This window comes from Caballeronia sp. S22 (assembly GCF_964261745.1).
GTDB lineage: Bacteria > Pseudomonadota > Gammaproteobacteria > Burkholderiales > Burkholderiaceae > Caballeronia > Caballeronia jiangsuensis.
The window spans coordinates 286038-301041 of sequence record NZ_OZ180039.1 but is presented as its reverse complement, the minus strand read 5'-3'; the positions used below and the strand labels follow the sequence as shown (position 1 = coordinate 301041).

At 60.7% G+C, this 15004-nt stretch carries 12 protein-coding genes and 4 pseudogenes; 8 read left to right on the top strand and 8 right to left on the bottom strand.

Annotated features, from left to right (window positions below; all coding sequences use genetic code 11):
* Positions 1–38: 38 nt before the first annotated feature.
* Positions 39–1499 (bottom strand): annotated as a pseudogene (locus ACEN42_RS33210) (CoA-acylating methylmalonate-semialdehyde dehydrogenase); the annotation flags it as partial.
* 85 nt (positions 1500–1584) lie between these two features.
* On the opposite strand from ACEN42_RS33210, the pseudogene ACEN42_RS33205 reads away from it, so the two are divergent.
* From ACEN42_RS33205 to ACEN42_RS33195, 3 genes and pseudogenes are all read left to right on the top strand, one after another.
* Positions 1585–1941, top strand: a pseudogene (locus tag ACEN42_RS33205) (LysR family transcriptional regulator); the annotation flags it as partial.
* 320 nt (positions 1942–2261) lie between these two features.
* Positions 2262–2480, top strand: a pseudogene (locus ACEN42_RS33200) (aliphatic nitrilase); the annotation flags it as partial.
* Between the two features lie 460 nt (positions 2481–2940).
* Positions 2941–3390, top strand: coding sequence for an ester cyclase (locus tag ACEN42_RS33195; RefSeq protein ID WP_371882907.1), 450 nt, complete (start codon positions 2941–2943; stop codon positions 3388–3390).
* Between the two features lie 80 nt (positions 3391–3470).
* Here ACEN42_RS33195 and ACEN42_RS33190 read toward each other — a convergent pair whose 3' ends face one another.
* The 6 genes and pseudogenes from ACEN42_RS33190 to ACEN42_RS33165 form a co-directional block, all read right to left on the bottom strand.
* Positions 3471–5027 carry a DHA2 family efflux MFS transporter permease subunit gene (locus ACEN42_RS33190; RefSeq protein ID WP_371882906.1) on the bottom strand — a complete coding sequence of 519 codons (1557 nt, stop codon included), beginning with the start codon at positions 5025–5027 and terminating at the stop codon, positions 3471–3473.
* A 13-nt stretch (positions 5028–5040) separates the two neighbouring features.
* Positions 5041–6202: pseudogene (locus ACEN42_RS33185) on the bottom strand (HlyD family efflux transporter periplasmic adaptor subunit).
* 29 nt (positions 6203–6231) lie between these two features.
* The gene (locus ACEN42_RS33180; RefSeq protein ID WP_371882905.1) at positions 6232–7740 is read right to left on the bottom strand and encodes an efflux transporter outer membrane subunit; all 1509 of its coding nucleotides are present in this window, start codon (positions 7738–7740) and stop codon (positions 6232–6234) included.
* Between the two features lie 124 nt (positions 7741–7864).
* On the bottom strand, positions 7865–8296 hold the full coding sequence (locus ACEN42_RS33175; protein ID WP_371882904.1) for a MarR family winged helix-turn-helix transcriptional regulator: 432 nt from the start codon (positions 8294–8296) through the stop codon (positions 7865–7867).
* Positions 8297–8381: 85 nt separating this feature from the next.
* On the bottom strand, positions 8382–9290 hold the full coding sequence (locus ACEN42_RS33170) for a LysR family transcriptional regulator (RefSeq protein WP_371882903.1): 909 nt from the start codon (positions 9288–9290) through the stop codon (positions 8382–8384).
* Positions 9291–9320: 30 nt separating this feature from the next.
* Positions 9321–9896 (bottom strand): TetR/AcrR family transcriptional regulator, encoded by a 576-nt coding sequence (locus tag ACEN42_RS33165; RefSeq protein WP_371882902.1) that lies wholly within the window; start codon positions 9894–9896, stop codon positions 9321–9323.
* A 96-nt stretch (positions 9897–9992) separates the two neighbouring features.
* Between ACEN42_RS33165 and ACEN42_RS33160 the strand changes: the two genes are divergently transcribed.
* From ACEN42_RS33160 to antB, 5 genes are all read left to right on the top strand, one after another.
* Entirely contained in the window at positions 9993–10400 is a 408-nt protein-coding gene (locus ACEN42_RS33160) for a nuclear transport factor 2 family protein (protein ID WP_371882901.1), read from the top strand.
* 139 nt (positions 10401–10539) lie between these two features.
* Positions 10540–11559, top strand: a complete 1020-nt coding sequence (gene benC / locus ACEN42_RS33155) for a benzoate 1,2-dioxygenase electron transfer component BenC (protein WP_371882900.1) — start codon at positions 10540–10542, stop codon at positions 11557–11559.
* 11 nt (positions 11560–11570) lie between these two features.
* The gene (locus tag ACEN42_RS33150) at positions 11571–12041 is read left to right on the top strand and encodes a bacteriohemerythrin (protein WP_371882899.1); all 471 of its coding nucleotides are present in this window, start codon (positions 11571–11573) and stop codon (positions 12039–12041) included.
* A gap of 11 nt (positions 12042–12052) precedes the next feature.
* Positions 12053–13447: an anthranilate 1,2-dioxygenase large subunit gene (gene antA / locus ACEN42_RS33145; RefSeq protein WP_371883212.1), complete on the top strand. Its 1395-nt coding sequence runs from the start codon at positions 12053–12055 to the stop codon at positions 13445–13447.
* Positions 13444–13935 (top strand): anthranilate 1,2-dioxygenase small subunit, encoded by a 492-nt coding sequence (gene antB / locus ACEN42_RS33140; protein ID WP_371882898.1) that lies wholly within the window; start codon positions 13444–13446, stop codon positions 13933–13935. The genes antA and antB overlap by 4 nt, the downstream gene beginning before the upstream one ends.
* Here antB and ACEN42_RS33135 read toward each other — a convergent pair.
* A complete protein-coding gene (locus ACEN42_RS33135; protein WP_371882897.1) occupies positions 13926–14930 on the bottom strand; it encodes an AraC family transcriptional regulator in 1005 nt (334 codons plus the stop codon). The genes antB and ACEN42_RS33135 overlap by 10 nt on opposite strands.
* Between the last annotated feature and the right edge of the window lie 74 nt (positions 14931–15004).

The following is a 15004-nucleotide window of genomic DNA, read 5'->3' as shown; positions in this document are numbered from 1 at the left end:
GCATATACATACATCTTCTCCGTAAGTTGACATCCCACTGGCCAAAAGTCAAGTCGCGATCGCCGAGTGTAGAAGCGTACGCCCTCCTCACCATATGCATGTGTATCGCCAAAGAGGCTTCGCTTCCACCCCCCGAAACCGTGCCATGCCATCGGCACGGGAATCGGTACGTTGATACCAACCATACCCACCTGAATTCGGCGTCCAAACTCGCGGGCGATGTGGCCATCGCTCGTGAAACAGGCAACACCGTTTCCGAACTCGTGTGCGTTGATCAGTTCAACCGCCTCCGAGAAATCCTGGACCCGAACGCACGCCAGCACCGGTCCGAAAATCTCTTCTTTATAGATGCGCATGTCGGGCGTGACGTTGTCGAACAGCGTGCCACCCGTGAAGAAGCCGTCTTCGTGACCGGAGACCTTCAGGCCGCGGCCATCGACGACAAGTGTAGCGCCTTCCTTTACGCCTTCCGCGATGTAACCCTCGATACATTTGAGAGCCTGTCGCGTAACGATCGGGCCCATCTCGGCATCCGGCTCCATGCCATTTTTGATGATCAAGGTACGCGTGCGTTCTTCGAGGAGTGGCATTACCTTTTCTGCGGCATCACCCACGAAGAGTGCGACCGAAATTGCCATGCAACGCTCGCCGGCCGAGCCGTATGCCGCACCGATCAGGGCGTCAACCGTCTTTTCGATGTCTGCATCGGGCATCACCACCATGTGGTTCTTGGCTCCGCCGAGCGCCTGGACGCGCTTGCCGTGCTTGGCACCTGTCTCATAGATGTAGTTGGCGATCGGGGTCGACCCGACAAAGCTGACCGCTCTTACATCAGGGTGGACGAGGAGTGCGTCGACAACGGCCTTATCGCCCTGAACGACATTGAAAACGCCGTCGGGCAGCCCAGCCTTCTTGAGCAGGTCCGCCATGAAGAGCGCCGCCGACGGATCGCGCTCGCTCGGCTTAAGGATAAACGTGTTTCCGGCCGCGATAGCGACCGGATACATCCAGCACGGGACCATACACGGGAAATTGAAAGGTGTGATCCCTGCTACCACGCCCAGAGCCTGGCGCATCGTCCAATTATCAATGCCCGTTGAGACCTGTTCCGTATAGTCTCCCTTTAATAGCTGCGGAATCCCACAAGCGAACTCGATGACATCGATGCCGCGCGAGACTTCTCCCTGCGCATCGGAAAACACTTTGCCATGTTCTGCGGTGATGATGGCTGCAAGTTCATCGCGGTGCTTGTTCATCAACTCCAGGAACCGAAGCATGACGCGGGCACGCTTGATCGGAGGCGTGTCGCTCCATGCGGGGAAGGCTTTCTGCGCACTGGCGACTGCAGCTTCCACCTCTGCCGCTTCGCCCAGAAGAAGTCTCCGAGCATGGGCGCCTGTGGCGGGGTTAAATATCGGCTGGGTTCGCGAGCCCGTGCCTGCGACGCGCGCGCCGTTAATGAAATGGCCGACGTCGTTGGTGTCTTCAAACGCTTGCATTGCAGTGTCTCCAGAGGCCTAAGTGTGAAGTCAGTGTAGAAGTCGTTCATGTGCAGCGAAAGGAGGTACTATTGAAATTAATGTTTTGAGGAATGAACAATCACCGTATGGCTGCACAAACATCGAGGATCTCTGGATCCATCTGCATTGGCTGACCATGCTTGCCGAGCAGGGAACATACACAGCGGCGGCTAGCCGACTTGGCGTTAGCAAAGCGGCAATGAGCCACCGCATCGCCGAACTTGAGCGAGCGGCAGGAATATCATTAGTGTAGCGAACGACACGTAGCGTCCGCCTGACAGAGGCCGGACAGCAGCTCGTGGACAGTACGAGGAGCCAGTATGCTCAGATCGCGTCAAGCTTCGCCATGGTGAGGGAGCTTTCTGGCGTACCACGCGGACTTGTACGAGTAACCGCGCCAGTCGCATTTGCACGTCAGCAAGACCACTAGCACCTCAATCCGATCGCGTTCACAGGATATTATTCGGAGTTCAAATTATCATGTTACTTATGTCAAATACAGTTCACCAGACGAACGGTCTCGTTTGACCCGCATAAAGACTGCGGTCGTGCTCGATTGGGCCCTTACCCCGATGCTCGGCTTGACCGAGAAGCCGCGGCTCCTGACGTTTATTCGCGAAAGCATGGTCCATGCGTCGATCATCGACATCGGGCTCATCGTGTCGCCTGATCAAATAACCGCGGATACAGCGTAAATATTTCGACGCTGATTACCTTGATGCTCGCTCTTCGCACGGGTCTGGTTGCTTCACCACGATTGTGTCGCCCGACGGCGTGTTGATGGCAGAGCCGCTGCGCTCGGGCGAAGGCGAAGTCATCTTGGATCTCGACTTCACGTCGATCGACCGCCGCAAGATGTTGATGGACGCTGCGAGCTATTACAACCGTCCCGAGTTGCTCAGTCTCATGATCGCCCGCACGCCGGCCTCGCACGTGCATGAACGCGCCGTGCGCCCGGCGAAGGGCGATGACTCCGGCACGGAAGAAAAGTACGTCGTAGGCTACGCCGCTGTGCAGCCTCAAGGTCTTCGCCAAGGGCTGCGTCTGTCACTTGGCACAGAGATACTTGCCCGAGAGGCTCAATGGCAGCAGCGAGGCCCGTCACTATCTCTGCGTGACGTTCGAATAGCGCTCTGAGTTCAGGACGCAGTCCATCTCCGCGTTGGGCTGCGAGCGCATGAAGCGATAGTGGTAGCGGCAACATGATCGACCTCCAGTCGATAGGCGACGAACAGGAAACATACGGCATCTGCCCCGCCCCAGACACCCCGATTCTTGCTGTCTGACTGATGCGAACAAAGCATCACTATCGAGTGTTGCAGCAAGAATCGGGGGGCACCCGACTGCTCGCGTGAATATCGTTGAGTCAGAGGGAAGCGAAAGCCCCTCTCTCCCAACATCATTCAATGAGGAACTCACCATGTCCAAGGAAGACGACAACAAATCCATCGTGGGGCGTTGGTTCACCGATTTCTGGGGCAAGACATGCAAACTCGACATCGTCGATGAACTCGCTGCACCCGACATGCTTCTTCACTATTCGCTGCACGAGCCGCGACGTGGCCACGAAGACATCAAGGCTTTCATGAACGGTTTCCGTGAAGCGTTTCCCGACCTCAATTTCTGGGGCGCCGCTGACCTCATCGCCGAGGGAGACTATGTCGTCGGCCGATGGGAAGGCGGCGGCACACATACCGGCACTGCATTCAACGACTTCCTCATCGGATCGTTGCCGGCTGCGACCGGTCGGAAAATGCGCTTTACCGGCACGACGGTGCTTCGACTCAGAGACGGGAAGATAGTCGAAGAAATCGGACTCGACGACGGCGTGACCGCGCTGCAACAGCTCGGACTCATCAAGGCTGCCTGATCTGTGCAACGCTGCACATATCGAACGCCACAATGAAATCAGGCCGGGTCCACCCCGGCCTGTTCATGAGATCGCGGATGTCAGTGCGCGGCCGCCGCCGCGTCGCTCGCCCCGCCCGCCTTGCCCGGCTTCGTGATCCAGATGAGCGGAATAATGATGATCATGATGACGGCCGCGCCGTAGAACACATCGTTCAGGCCCAGCATCGCGGCCTGCGTCTGCACGGTCTGATCGAACAGCGCATACGACGCCTGCTGCCCGAGGCCGAGCACCGAATGATAGTCATGGATCTGCGTATTGAAGATCGGGTTGGTCGCGCTCGACTGCTGGGTCAGCACTTCATGATGCAGAATGGTTCGGTTGTTCCACACGACGCTCGCCAGCGACGTGCCGATGCCGCCGAAGAAGATGCGTCCAAAGGTGGAAAGCCCCGCTGCCGCCGGCACCTTCTCGGGCGGCTGCCCCGACAGGATGATCACCGTGAGAGGCGCGAAGAACAACGCCATCGGAATGCCTTGCAGCAAGGTCGGCAGGATGATGTAGCCCTCGCTCAGATCGGTATAGAAGAACGAGCGCATGTAATAGACCGCCGCGAAGCCGATGAACGCGAACGTGCCGATGATGCGCGCATCCGAACGCGGCAGGATCTTGCCCATGATCGGCGCGCCGATCACCGCGAAGATGCCGAGCGGCGCGGTCGCGAGTCCTGCATCGACCGCGCGATAGCCGAGATACTCCTGCATCCATTGCGGCAGCAGCACGAGCGTGCCGAAGAAGATCGCATACGCGACTGCAATCGAAATGGTGCCACCGAGAAAATTGCGCTCCTTGAACAAAGTGAGATCGACAATCGGGTTCTTCTCCGTCAACTCCCAGATCACGAACAAGGCCAGACCCGCGACGGCCACGATCGTCAGCACGATGATCGTGTTCGACGAGAACCAGTCAAGGTCCTTGCCCTTGTCGAGCATCACCTGAAGCGCCGTGACCCAGACGATCAACAACACCAACCCAACGACATCGAACGGTAATTTCCTCGCGGGCGTGTCGCGATGGCGATACAGCATCCATACCATCGCAGCGGCGAACAGGCCGACCGGAATGTTGATGTAGAAGATCCACGACCAGCTATAGCTGTCCGTCACCCAGCCGCCGAGCGCGGGGCCGACGATCGGGCCGGTCACGACGATCATCGAAAAGAGTGCGAGCGCCAGCGACGATTTCGCCTTGGGCCAGGAACTCAGCAGCAGCGCTTGCGACATCGGAATCAGCGGACCGGCCACGGCGCCCTGCAATACGCGCGCGAGCAGCAGGGTTGGCAGCGACGGCGCAATGCCGCACAACCACGACGCGATCGTAAACAGCAGGATCGAGCCGACGAACAGGCGCACCTGCCCGAAGCGCTGAGTAAGCCAGCCGGTCAGCGGAATCGCGATCGCGTTGGCGGCCGCGAAGACGGTGATGACCCACGTGCCTTCATCGACGGACACGCCGACATTGCCCGAAATGGTCGGAATCGCGACGTTGGCAATCGACGAGTCGAGCACCGTCATGAAGCCCGCGAGGCCCACGCTCAGCGAACCGAGCGCGAGCGCGGCGCCCGTGAGGGGGGGATGATTGATAGCCTGGTTGGACATGACGCGGCTCCGGTCATTCGTTCGCGGTGACGATGCGCGAGATCGCGGCATTCGCTTCGTCGCCGTACTTCGCGAAGACATCGGTTTTATAGGCCGACGCGGTCCAGTTCTCGGGCTGATCGCCGTAGGTGTTCTTGACATCGACATCGACGTTCATCGAAAGCCCCACGCGCAGCGGATGCTTCTCCAGTTCGTCGGGCGGAATCGCGATGCGCACCGGCAGGCGCTGCACCACCTTGATCCAGTTGCCAGTCGCGTTTTGCGCAGGCAGGAGCGCGAGCGCCGAACCGGTGCCCGGCGTAAAGCCCACGACCTTCCCGTGATAGACGATCTTCGAGCCATACACGTCCGCCGTCAGCTCGACCGGCTGCCCGACGCGAATGTGACGAAGCTGCCATTCCTTGAAGTTCGCATCGACCCACACCTGATCGAGCGGCACGATCGACATCATCGGCGTGCCGGGCGAGACGCGCTGGCCGACCTGCACGGTGCGCTGTGCGACGTAGCCGCTCACCGGTGCGGGCAAAGTCGTGCGCGCATACGCGAGATACGCGTCGCGAACATGGGCCGCACTCGCCTGCACGTCGGGATGCTGATCGATCGCCACGTTCGCCGTCAGCGCGCGATTCGCGCCGAGCTGCTGCTGGGCCGAGTCGAGCGCGGCCTGCGCCGAGCGCACGGCGTCGCGTGCGTGCGAAATCTCTTCGTCGGAAACCGCGCCGGTCATGCCGGTCGAAAGACGTCGACGCAAGTCGTCCTGCGCCTTCGCGAGATCAGAGCGGCGCTGCGCGATGTCCGCGCGATATTTGTCGTCGTTGACGTAAAGGCCGTGAATCTGGCGCACCGTCTGCCCCAGATTGGCCTCGGCCTGATCCAGCGCGATGCGCGCGTCGGCGGGATCGATCTGCACGAGCGGCTCGCCGGTCTTCACCACTTGCGTGTTGTCCGCGTTGACCGCGATCACGGTGCCCGTGACCTGCGGCGTGATCTGCACGACATTGCCGTTGACATAGGCATCGTCGGTATCGACGTGAATAGCGGGCGTCGAGATAATAGTACGCTCCGTATGCGGCTCCGCTCAAACCGAGCGTTGCGGCGAGCAGCGCGAGCAGAATCTTGCGTTTGGAAGACTTACTGGCCGGCGCACCAGTCGACGGCGATTGCGGTGTGTTCATCGATAACTCCAGCGAAAATTGATAACGATTCATTCGGCGCGCGATGCGGGAATCGGTGTCTGCGCGGTCGCGACAAGTCCTTCGTGCGACGCATCGAAGCCTCCGCCCAGCGCCTTTATCAGCGCGATCTGCGTGCCGCGGCGGTCCATCTCGAGATTGAGGACGGCCGTCTCCGCGGCGAGGCGGTTGTCGTCGGCGTTCAGCACGGTCAATTGCTGGGCGAGGCCGGACCTGTAGCGAACGAGCGCGAGTTGATATGCCTTCGTTTGCGCGTCGAGCGCCTGCCGCGCATCGACGAGCTGAAGATCGGCGGAGCGGACCTGCGAGACTTGCGTGGCCACATCGGACAATGCATTGATGAGCGTCTGGTTGTAGGTCGCGACGTCGTAGTCGAAGTCCGCGTAGCGGCCCTTCAGTTGCGCGCGCAACGCACCGGCATCGAAGATCGGCAGATGGATCGCGGATGCAAGTTGCATCTGACGGCTGCCCGCCGTGAGAAAGCGTCCCCAGCCGAATGCATCGAGCCCGGCCGCCGCCGACAGATTCACGTCGGGGAAGAACTCGGCCTTGGCTTCCTTCACGTCGTGCGTGGCGGCATCGACTTGCCAATAGGCTGCGACGATGTCCGGACGGCGCGACAGCAGATCGGCGGGCAGGTTATCGGGAAGCGCGACGTTCGCGCCCTCTCCGAGCGTTGGCTTCGCAATCGCGAGGCCGCGGTCCGGTCCCGCGCCGAGCAGCGCGCCCAGTTGATATCGAACGATCGTGATCTGTCCGTCGAGATCGCGGACGCTCGCGCGGCTCGTCGCGGTGTCGCCATATGCCGTCTGCCGTTCGACGTTGGTATCCAGCCCCGCGCCGACGCGCCCGTCCGTGATATGCGAGATGCCCTCGCGATTCTTCACCTCGCGCGCCTGAATGTCGCGCAATGCATAGAGTTGCGCAAGACGGTTGTAGGTGCTCGCCACCGATGCAGCCAGCGAGATGCGCACCTGCTCGGCTTCCGCATCGGCGACTTTTTCCTGCGAGATCGCCTGACGCAGCCGCTCGCGGTTCTTGCCCCACAGGTCGAGATCCCATGACGCGCTGGCGAGCACCGTGTTCTCGCTCTGCCACGTTCCCGCATAAGGCGGCGGCACGATGCCGTTCTCCGAATAACGCTGACGCGTCCACGAATAACTGCCCGTCACATTCGGATAGAGCGCCGACTTCGACGTGCCGACATACGACGTCGCCTTCTCGATGCGTGCGCGCGCCTGTTCGATGCTCGGATTGCCCTTCAGCGCTTCGTCGATGAGCGCGGGCAGTTGCGCATCGCCGAACTGTTTCGCCCAGTCCATCGCGGGCCACTGGCCGCCTTCAGCGGGCAGGCTTTGCTTCGTCTCGAACTGCGTGGGCGGATCGATATGCGCATCGCTGTGAATACCCGCATAGTTGACGCATCCGGCGAGACCGATGGTCGCCACCGCCGACGCGATCGAAGCCGCCCATGCGCTCATGCGCGGTCCGAGTCGGGAGTGATTGATCGTCGTGTCCATTTCGTTTGCTCGTATGAAATTTGAAGTTGCTGACCAAAGTCGCCAGCGAAGTGCATATGCACACCATAGCGTTCGGCTGACCTCGCATAAATGCGCCTGCAAACACCAGTTTGTTGCGTCGGGGTTACCTGTCGAACGGGCTGGTCGTCATGCGAAACAGTTCGCTGCGCAATCGCTCCGCTTCCCGTTGTCCGAACGCACGCTCGAAACTCGCCTGCGCGGCAGCCCAATGTGCGGCCGCCGCGTCGCGTTTTTTCGATCCGCGTTCAGTCAGCACGACGCGCAGCCGGTTGCCGCGCCCTTCCAGATGCGCGACCACGAGGTCATCGTTCAGAAGCGGCTTGAGCACGCGCACGAGCGTGGTGCGGTCCATCAGCATCGCGGTGGCGAGTTCAGTCATCGTCAGGCCGGAGGCGCCGCTCAACGTCCTGAGAATGCTGAACTGCGTTGGCGTGATGCCGGCCTCGGACAGATATCGCTCGTACAGCTTCGATATGTGCCGCGCGGCCTGGCGCAGGGCGAAACAGTCGTCGTCGTGAAGGTCATTCGAGTGCATGTGCGCAGCTTAGTGCGACGAGCGGCGGCGAGCGATGCACGCGGGGCGATCAGACTGTTATGGGTTCGAGCATCAATCGTTGCTTTCAGCGCGCTTGCGAGAGCTCGCCGAAGAAGGCAACCGCATAGTCGATGAACGCGCGCACCTTGGCCGGCAGCAACGCGCGATTGCTGTAGGCAAGCCAGATTTCGACGCTGTTGTCGACCAGTTCGAAATCAGCGAGCAGGCGCACGAGCTTGCCGGACGCCAGTTCGTCCTCGACGAGATCCTTCGGCACCATGCCGAGGCCGAGACTCCTCAACACCAGTTCGCGATTGAGTATCGGACTGTTCGACGACACGTCGAAGCGCAGCGGCACGCTGATTTCTTCCGCGCCGTTGCGAAAGCTGATGCTAGGACGACGCAGCGACGGCGACATTGGCACGAACCGGTGATCCGCCAGTTGCGAAGGCTCGCGCGGAAGCGAGTTCGCGCGCAGATAGTCGGGCGTCGCGACCAGCACGAACGGAATGCGTTCGAGCAGGCGCACGACGGTGGTATCGCTCGTCACCATGTACGGCACGAGGATGCCGAGATCGAAGCCCTCTGCGACGAGATCGACGGGCCGTTCGGTCAGCGTCACATCGAGCGTGACCTTCGGGTGCGCCTGCCTGAAGCGCGTGATCAGCGGGACCAGCCGGTTCAGCGCCGCCGTCGTATGAGCGACGAGACGCAGCATGCCGCCCGCCTCGCGCGTATGGCTCGCGACATCGGCTTCGAGCGCATCGAGGTCGTCGAGAATGCGCACGCAGCCTTCGTAGAATCGCTCGGCCGCTTCCGTGAGGGAAATCTGTCGCGTGGTCCGGTGCAGCAGCCGGCAGCCGACGCGCTCTTCGAGCGCGGCGATCGCGCGTGATACCGCGGGGCGCGTCAGGCCGTGGATATCGGCCGCCCGGGTAAAACTTTTCGATTCGACGACGGAACGGAAGACGCGCAGGCTTTCGATGTATTCCATGGCGATATTCCTCCGACAAGAGCGATCACATTACGCAGCACCGCGATTCTTCAGAATGAACGCGCGAGTATTCGCGAGGATCGCCTTCGCCATTCCCGGATCGCCGACCGCGCGCGCCATGCTGACCGCGCCGACGATCGCTGTAAGGATCGCAGTTGCGCGCGCGGTGGCGCGCTTCTCATCGCCCAACGCGCGCGCGATCTGCGCAACATTCGCCTTGAACTGGTCAGCGACGACCTGCTGAACCTGCGGCCCCCCGTAGCGCGCCTCGCCGGCAAGCGTGCAGATGCCGCAGCCACCGCCAAGGTTATCGACATGTTCGGGATCGAGCCAGACATCGATCACCTTTTCCAGCGTCGGCGGCTTCCTGCCTTCGAAAAGCGGATCGAGTTTGTCCTGGCCGTTCTGCATCGCGCGCCGTGCGGCTTCCGCGATCATCGCATCGCGCGACTCGAAATGCCCATAGAAAGCACCTTTCGTGAGTCCCGCGTTCTGCATCAGCTCCGCGACGGCAACGCTGTCGAGCCCGCGTTCGCTGATCTGTTGCGCCGCAGCCTCCAGGATGCGCTCCCGGCTCGCGGCCTTTTCTGCCTGTGAGTGTCCCATTGCTTCAACCGGAATAGTGTCTTGACGAACAGCAGTACGAGCGCAATGCTGTTTGTGTAGTACGATCGGCCTGCAGATTATAACTGGAGATTGACGATGCAAAATTCGATCGAAGAACAGAACCAGAAACTCGTTCTCGAAGCGCTGGATACGCTTTTCAACAAGAAGGACTTCGATAAGGCGAAGCAGTTCTGGTCGGATCGTTACATTCAGCATAGCCGCCTCGTTCCCGCCGAACGCGAAGGCCTGTTCGGTCTCATCCGAACGATGGCCGACGTGCGCTTCGAACACGACATGGCTATCGCGAAAGACGATTTCGTCTGGGTGCATAGCCGTTACACGAGCGCATCGACTCCGGCGCCGCTCATCGCCGTCGATATCTTCCGCATCGAGGATGGAAAGATCGTCGAGCATTGGGACGTGTTGCAGGACGAAGCGACGCGCGATGAATCCGCCGGCGGACATCCGATGTTCGGTGACAGCTTCGCGAATGAACGTTCATAACGGCCGCGCAAAAAACGGATAGAACCGCTCATGTTTCCCGCAGATTCCGGATAGCGCGCGCCGGACCGCATTCTTAGACTTCATTCCACAGCAACACCTCACGCGGCGAACGCGGAGGCACAAGGAATGGAGACTGGGAATGAGCTACAGCATCGCGTTGAATTTCGAAGACGGCGTCACACGATTCATCAGTTGCAACGAGTCGGAGACCGTGGTGGACGCCGCCTATCGGCAAGGCATCAGCATTCCAATGGACTGCCGTGAAGGCGCCTGCGCCACCTGTAAATGCCGCGTGGAATCGGGCGACTACGGGCTCGGCGAGTACATCGAGGACGCCCTCTCGCAGGACGAAGCCGATACGGGCTACGCCCTCGCCTGCCAGATGCGCCCCTCATCCGATTGCGTGGTGTTCATCCCGACCGGATCGGAAGCGTGCGGCACGAAGCAGCAAAGCTACGTGACGCGCATCAAGGACGTGCGGCAGCTTTCGGACAGCACGTTCGCGCTGGAGCTTCAGAGCGATGCCCTCAGTGCGCTCGCGTTCCTGCCGGGGCAGTACGCCAACCTGCAGGTGCCGGGAGAAGCGAGTCATCATCGCGCTTACTCCTTCAGTTCGATGACCGCGAGGGGCGACACCGTCACGTTCCTGATTCGCAACGTTCCCGGCGGCCTCATGAGCGGCTTTCTGAGCGAGCGTGCAGCGCCGGGTGGCGAGCTCGTCATGAACGGCCCGTTCGGCAGCTTCTATCTTCGCTCGATGGCAAGACCCGTCCTCATGCTCGCGGGCGGCACCGGACTCGCCCCGTTCCTCGCGATGCTCGACAAGATCGTCGCTGCGGGCGGCAGCGCGCATCCCATTCATCTGATTTACGGCGTGAATACCGATCGCGATGTCGTCGAGATCGAACGGCTCGAAGCCTTCACGCGCGCCATTCCCGACTTCACGTTCGAAGTGTGCGTCGTCGATGCGAACAGCTGCTATCCGAAGAAAGGCTACGTCACGCATCACCTCGAACCGGCGCACCTGTATGACGGTGACGTGGACATCTACCTGTGCGGCCCGCCGCCGATGGTCGAAGCCGTTGCGCAACACCTGCGCGAGAACAGCATCGACGCGGCATCGTTTCACTTCGAGAAGTTCGCACCGAGCATCAGTTGAGGGACGCCGACATGAACACAGACACGCATATCGAATGGGACGACCGCTATCTGATCGGTCATCGTGGCATCGACGACACGCACGCAGAATTCATCGGCCTCCTCGACGCGATGCTGCACGCGGCGCCCGAAGCAGTCCCCGCGATGATGCAAACACTTGCACGTCACGTCGAAGAGCACTTCGCGCTGGAGACGCGGCTCATGGAGCAATACGCCTTTCCGGCACGCGAATGTCATGTCGAAGAACACGACAAGGTGCTCGCATCGGTGCACGAAGTGAATGCGCTCGCCGCCGCGGGCAACACGGATGTCGCTGTCGAACTCGCGCAGGCGCTCGCCGACTGGTTCCCCGGCCACTCCGATTACATGGATTCGGCGCTCGCGGCATGGATCGCGAAGAAGACAGCCGGCGGCGCGCCGCTCGTGCTGCGCCGCATGATGTCGCAAGCTCCGCGAGCGAGCCTCGCATCCCCACTCAACTGACTGGAGACATGATGTCCACCAAGCGTACGGAACAGCAGTGGCGCGAGTTCGTCACGGGTTGTCTAGATTTTCGGCCGCAAGACAACGTCTATCGCGTGGCGCGAGCGATGTTCACCGAACCCGAACTCTTCGATCTCGAAATGGAAATGATCTTCGAGAAGAAGTGGATCTACGCCTGTCACGAGAGCGAGATCAGTCAGCCCAACGATTACGTCACGATGCAAGCGGGCCGCCAGCCGCTCATCATCACGCGTGACGGCAAAGGTCAATTGCACGCGCTCATCAACGCGTGCGCGCATCGCGGCGCGACGCTCACGCGCCTTTCGCGCGGACATCAGTCGGCCTTCACGTGCTCGTTTCATGCATGGACGTTCCGCACCGACGGCAAGCTGCTGAAGGTGAAGGCGCCGTCCGGGTATCCACCGGGATTCGACATCTCCCAGCGCGATCTGAAGCAGGCGCGCATCGCGAGCTACAAGGGCTTCGTGTTCGTCAATCTCGATACCGAAGGCACTCAGTCGCTCGAAGACAACCTCGGCGATGCCAAGGTCTTTCTCGACCTGATGGTCGCGCAGTCGCCGACCGGCGAGCTCGAAGTGCTGCCCGGCAAAGGACATTACACGTATCAGGGCAACTGGAAGCTGCAGAACGAAAACGGCCTCGACGGTTATCACGTCAGCACCGTGCACTACAACTATGTCGCGACGGTCACGCATCGCATGGAGATCAACGCGAAAGAAGGATTCGATGTCAACAGCACGCTCGACTATCGCAAACTCGGAGCGGGTGATTCGAATACCGACGACGGCTGGTTCTCGTTCGAGAACGGTCACAGCGTGCTGTTCAGCGACATGCCGAATCCCGAAGTGCGGCCAGGCTATGCGAGCAACATGCCACGTCTCGTCGATGCATACGGCAAGGAAAAGGCCGAATGGATGATGAACCGCCTGCGTAATCTGAATCTATATCCGAGCCTCTTCTTCATGGATCAGATCAGCTCGCAATTGCGCATCATCCGCCCGGTTGCGTGGAACAAGACGGAGATCATCAGTCAGTGCATCGGCGTGAAAGGCGAATCGGACGAGGATCGAGAGAATCGCATCCGGCAGTTCGAAGACTTCTTCAACGTTTCGGGCATGGGCACGCCGGATGACCTGACCGAATTCCGTGAGGCGCAGCGCGGTTTTCAAGGCCGCATGGAGAAATGGAACGATATCTCGCGCGGCTGCGACAAGTGGATCGAAGGCAGCACGGCGAACGCGCAAACGCTCGGCATCCAGCCGATTCTGACCGGTGTCGAGCTGACGCACGAGGGGCTGTATGTGAATCAGCACTGCGCGTGGCGCGATGCGCTCGTGAAAGGACTCGATGCCCGCATCCAGGCGAATCAAGGAGAACAGCAATGACGACGGATATTCAGCGCAGCGTTGAACAATTCCTGTATCGCAAGGCGGATCTGTGCGACAGGCGGCAATGGGTCGATTATCTGGAACTCTTCGATCCCAGGTCCGAGTTCCATATTCCGCAGTGGGAATCTGAGCACGTCTATACGACGGACCCGAAGCGCAGCATGTCGCTCATCTTCTATGCGACGCGCGCTGGTCTTGAAGATCGCGTCTTCCGGCTGGGAACGGGCAAATCGGCGGCCTCTTCTCCGATGCCGCGCACGCTGCATCAGGTGAGCAACGTGATGATTCAGCCGCTCGAAGACGGGGAGATCGAAGTATCCGCGAAATGGGTCACGCATGTTTATCGCTTCACACAGGCATCGCACTTCTTCGGCGACTCGACGTATCGGCTCAAGCCGTCGGGCGCGAGCTGGATCATCATGAAGAAGCATGTCGTGCTGCTCAACGATACGATCGATTCCGTGCTCGACTTCTATCACGTATGACCGCGTCTCTGCGTGTCGCGCGGCAACTCGTGAAAGCGCGCGGCATAGTACGCGGAGAACCTGCCGAGATGCCCGAAGCCGAATGCCAGGGCTGTCTCGGTGATGCTCGCGGAGGCGTCGGTGAGCAGGCGTGCACGCACGGCATCGAGCCGCAGGTTGCGCAGCAGTTCCATCGGCGGCAATCCATGATGACGATGACACAGCATATTCAGCGTGCGAACGCTCACGCCCGCGGCACGGGCCAGATCTTCGAGGGAGATCGGCGCGCAGAGCCGTGAGTCGATGTAGGCGAGCAAGGCATCCATCTCGCGGATGCCGTTCGCGTGCACATCGTTTCCCTGATTCTTCGACGATTGCGCCCGGTCTTCGATCGGCGACGTTGCATCAGGCTGATGCGCGAGCAGAAACAACGCGAGGTTGCGCTCGAAGTGCTCCAGCCACGCGGCGCGCAAGCCGGCCTCTTGCGGCATCGAAAGAATGTTGAGAAGCGATTGAGTGATCAGGTCCCACTGTGAGGCCAACGCGCGCGGAAGCAGTCCCGCATTCAACTCCACGATGTCGCCCTGCAGCTCGCCCGTCACATCTCGCAGCAAGCTGTCGGGGACACGAACAATGAGTTGTTGCGTGCCGGCAAGCCAGCGAAGACGGCAATTCTTTTTCGGCGCCAGCACCGCTGTCCGGCCTTCGGCGACATGGATGGACCGGCCGTCGCACATGAATTCGGCTCCGCCCGCGAGGGACGTGTGAACCAGCGTGAAGCCCTCGAACGGCTGTGGCGTGACTTCGACCTGCGCCCCGTAACGCAGGGAATAGATGCGCAACTGGTTGAGTTCGCCCTTGTAGAGCGCGGCGTCCGGCGCGCCCTGCTTCCATGTGACCACGTGATCGGACAGTTCGCGCGCCACGTGCTCATGGGCGTCCGACCGTGTGTCGGACCGGAAGACGCAGTTTCGATAAAGCGCGGAAAGCGCCTGCGCTTTGGGCGACAGGGGCATGGCTCCTCCACGAAGGTCGCGATCGAGATTCCCAATGATACGTCGCAAAGTCATGCCTTCCAGAATGCCGCATC

Bases quoted from the DNA above. Each gene is read 5' to 3' on its own strand.
- ACEN42_RS33195 (WP_371882907.1), top strand. From the start codon at position 2,941: ATGTCCAAGGAAGACGACAACAAATCCATCGTGGGGCGTTGGTTCACC.
- ACEN42_RS33190 (WP_371882906.1), bottom strand. From the start codon at position 5,027: ATGTCCAACCAGGCTATCAATCATCCCCCCCTCACGGGCGCCGCGCTC.
- ACEN42_RS33180 (WP_371882905.1), bottom strand. From the start codon at position 7,740: ATGGACACGACGATCAATCACTCCCGACTCGGACCGCGCATGAGCGCA.
- ACEN42_RS33175 (WP_371882904.1), bottom strand. From the start codon at position 8,296: ATGCACTCGAATGACCTTCACGACGACGACTGTTTCGCCCTGCGCCAG.
- ACEN42_RS33170 (WP_371882903.1), bottom strand. From the start codon at position 9,290: ATGGAATACATCGAAAGCCTGCGCGTCTTCCGTTCCGTCGTCGAATCG.
- ACEN42_RS33165 (WP_371882902.1), bottom strand. From the start codon at position 9,896: ATGGGACACTCACAGGCAGAAAAGGCCGCGAGCCGGGAGCGCATCCTG.
- ACEN42_RS33160 (WP_371882901.1), top strand. From the start codon at position 9,993: ATGCAAAATTCGATCGAAGAACAGAACCAGAAACTCGTTCTCGAAGCG.
- benC (WP_371882900.1), top strand. From the start codon at position 10,540: ATGAGCTACAGCATCGCGTTGAATTTCGAAGACGGCGTCACACGATTC.
- ACEN42_RS33150 (WP_371882899.1), top strand. From the start codon at position 11,571: ATGAACACAGACACGCATATCGAATGGGACGACCGCTATCTGATCGGT.
- antA (WP_371883212.1), top strand. From the start codon at position 12,053: ATGTCCACCAAGCGTACGGAACAGCAGTGGCGCGAGTTCGTCACGGGT.
- antB (WP_371882898.1), top strand. From the start codon at position 13,444: ATGACGACGGATATTCAGCGCAGCGTTGAACAATTCCTGTATCGCAAG.
- ACEN42_RS33135 (WP_371882897.1), bottom strand. From the start codon at position 14,930: ATGCCCCTGTCGCCCAAAGCGCAGGCGCTTTCCGCGCTTTATCGAAAC.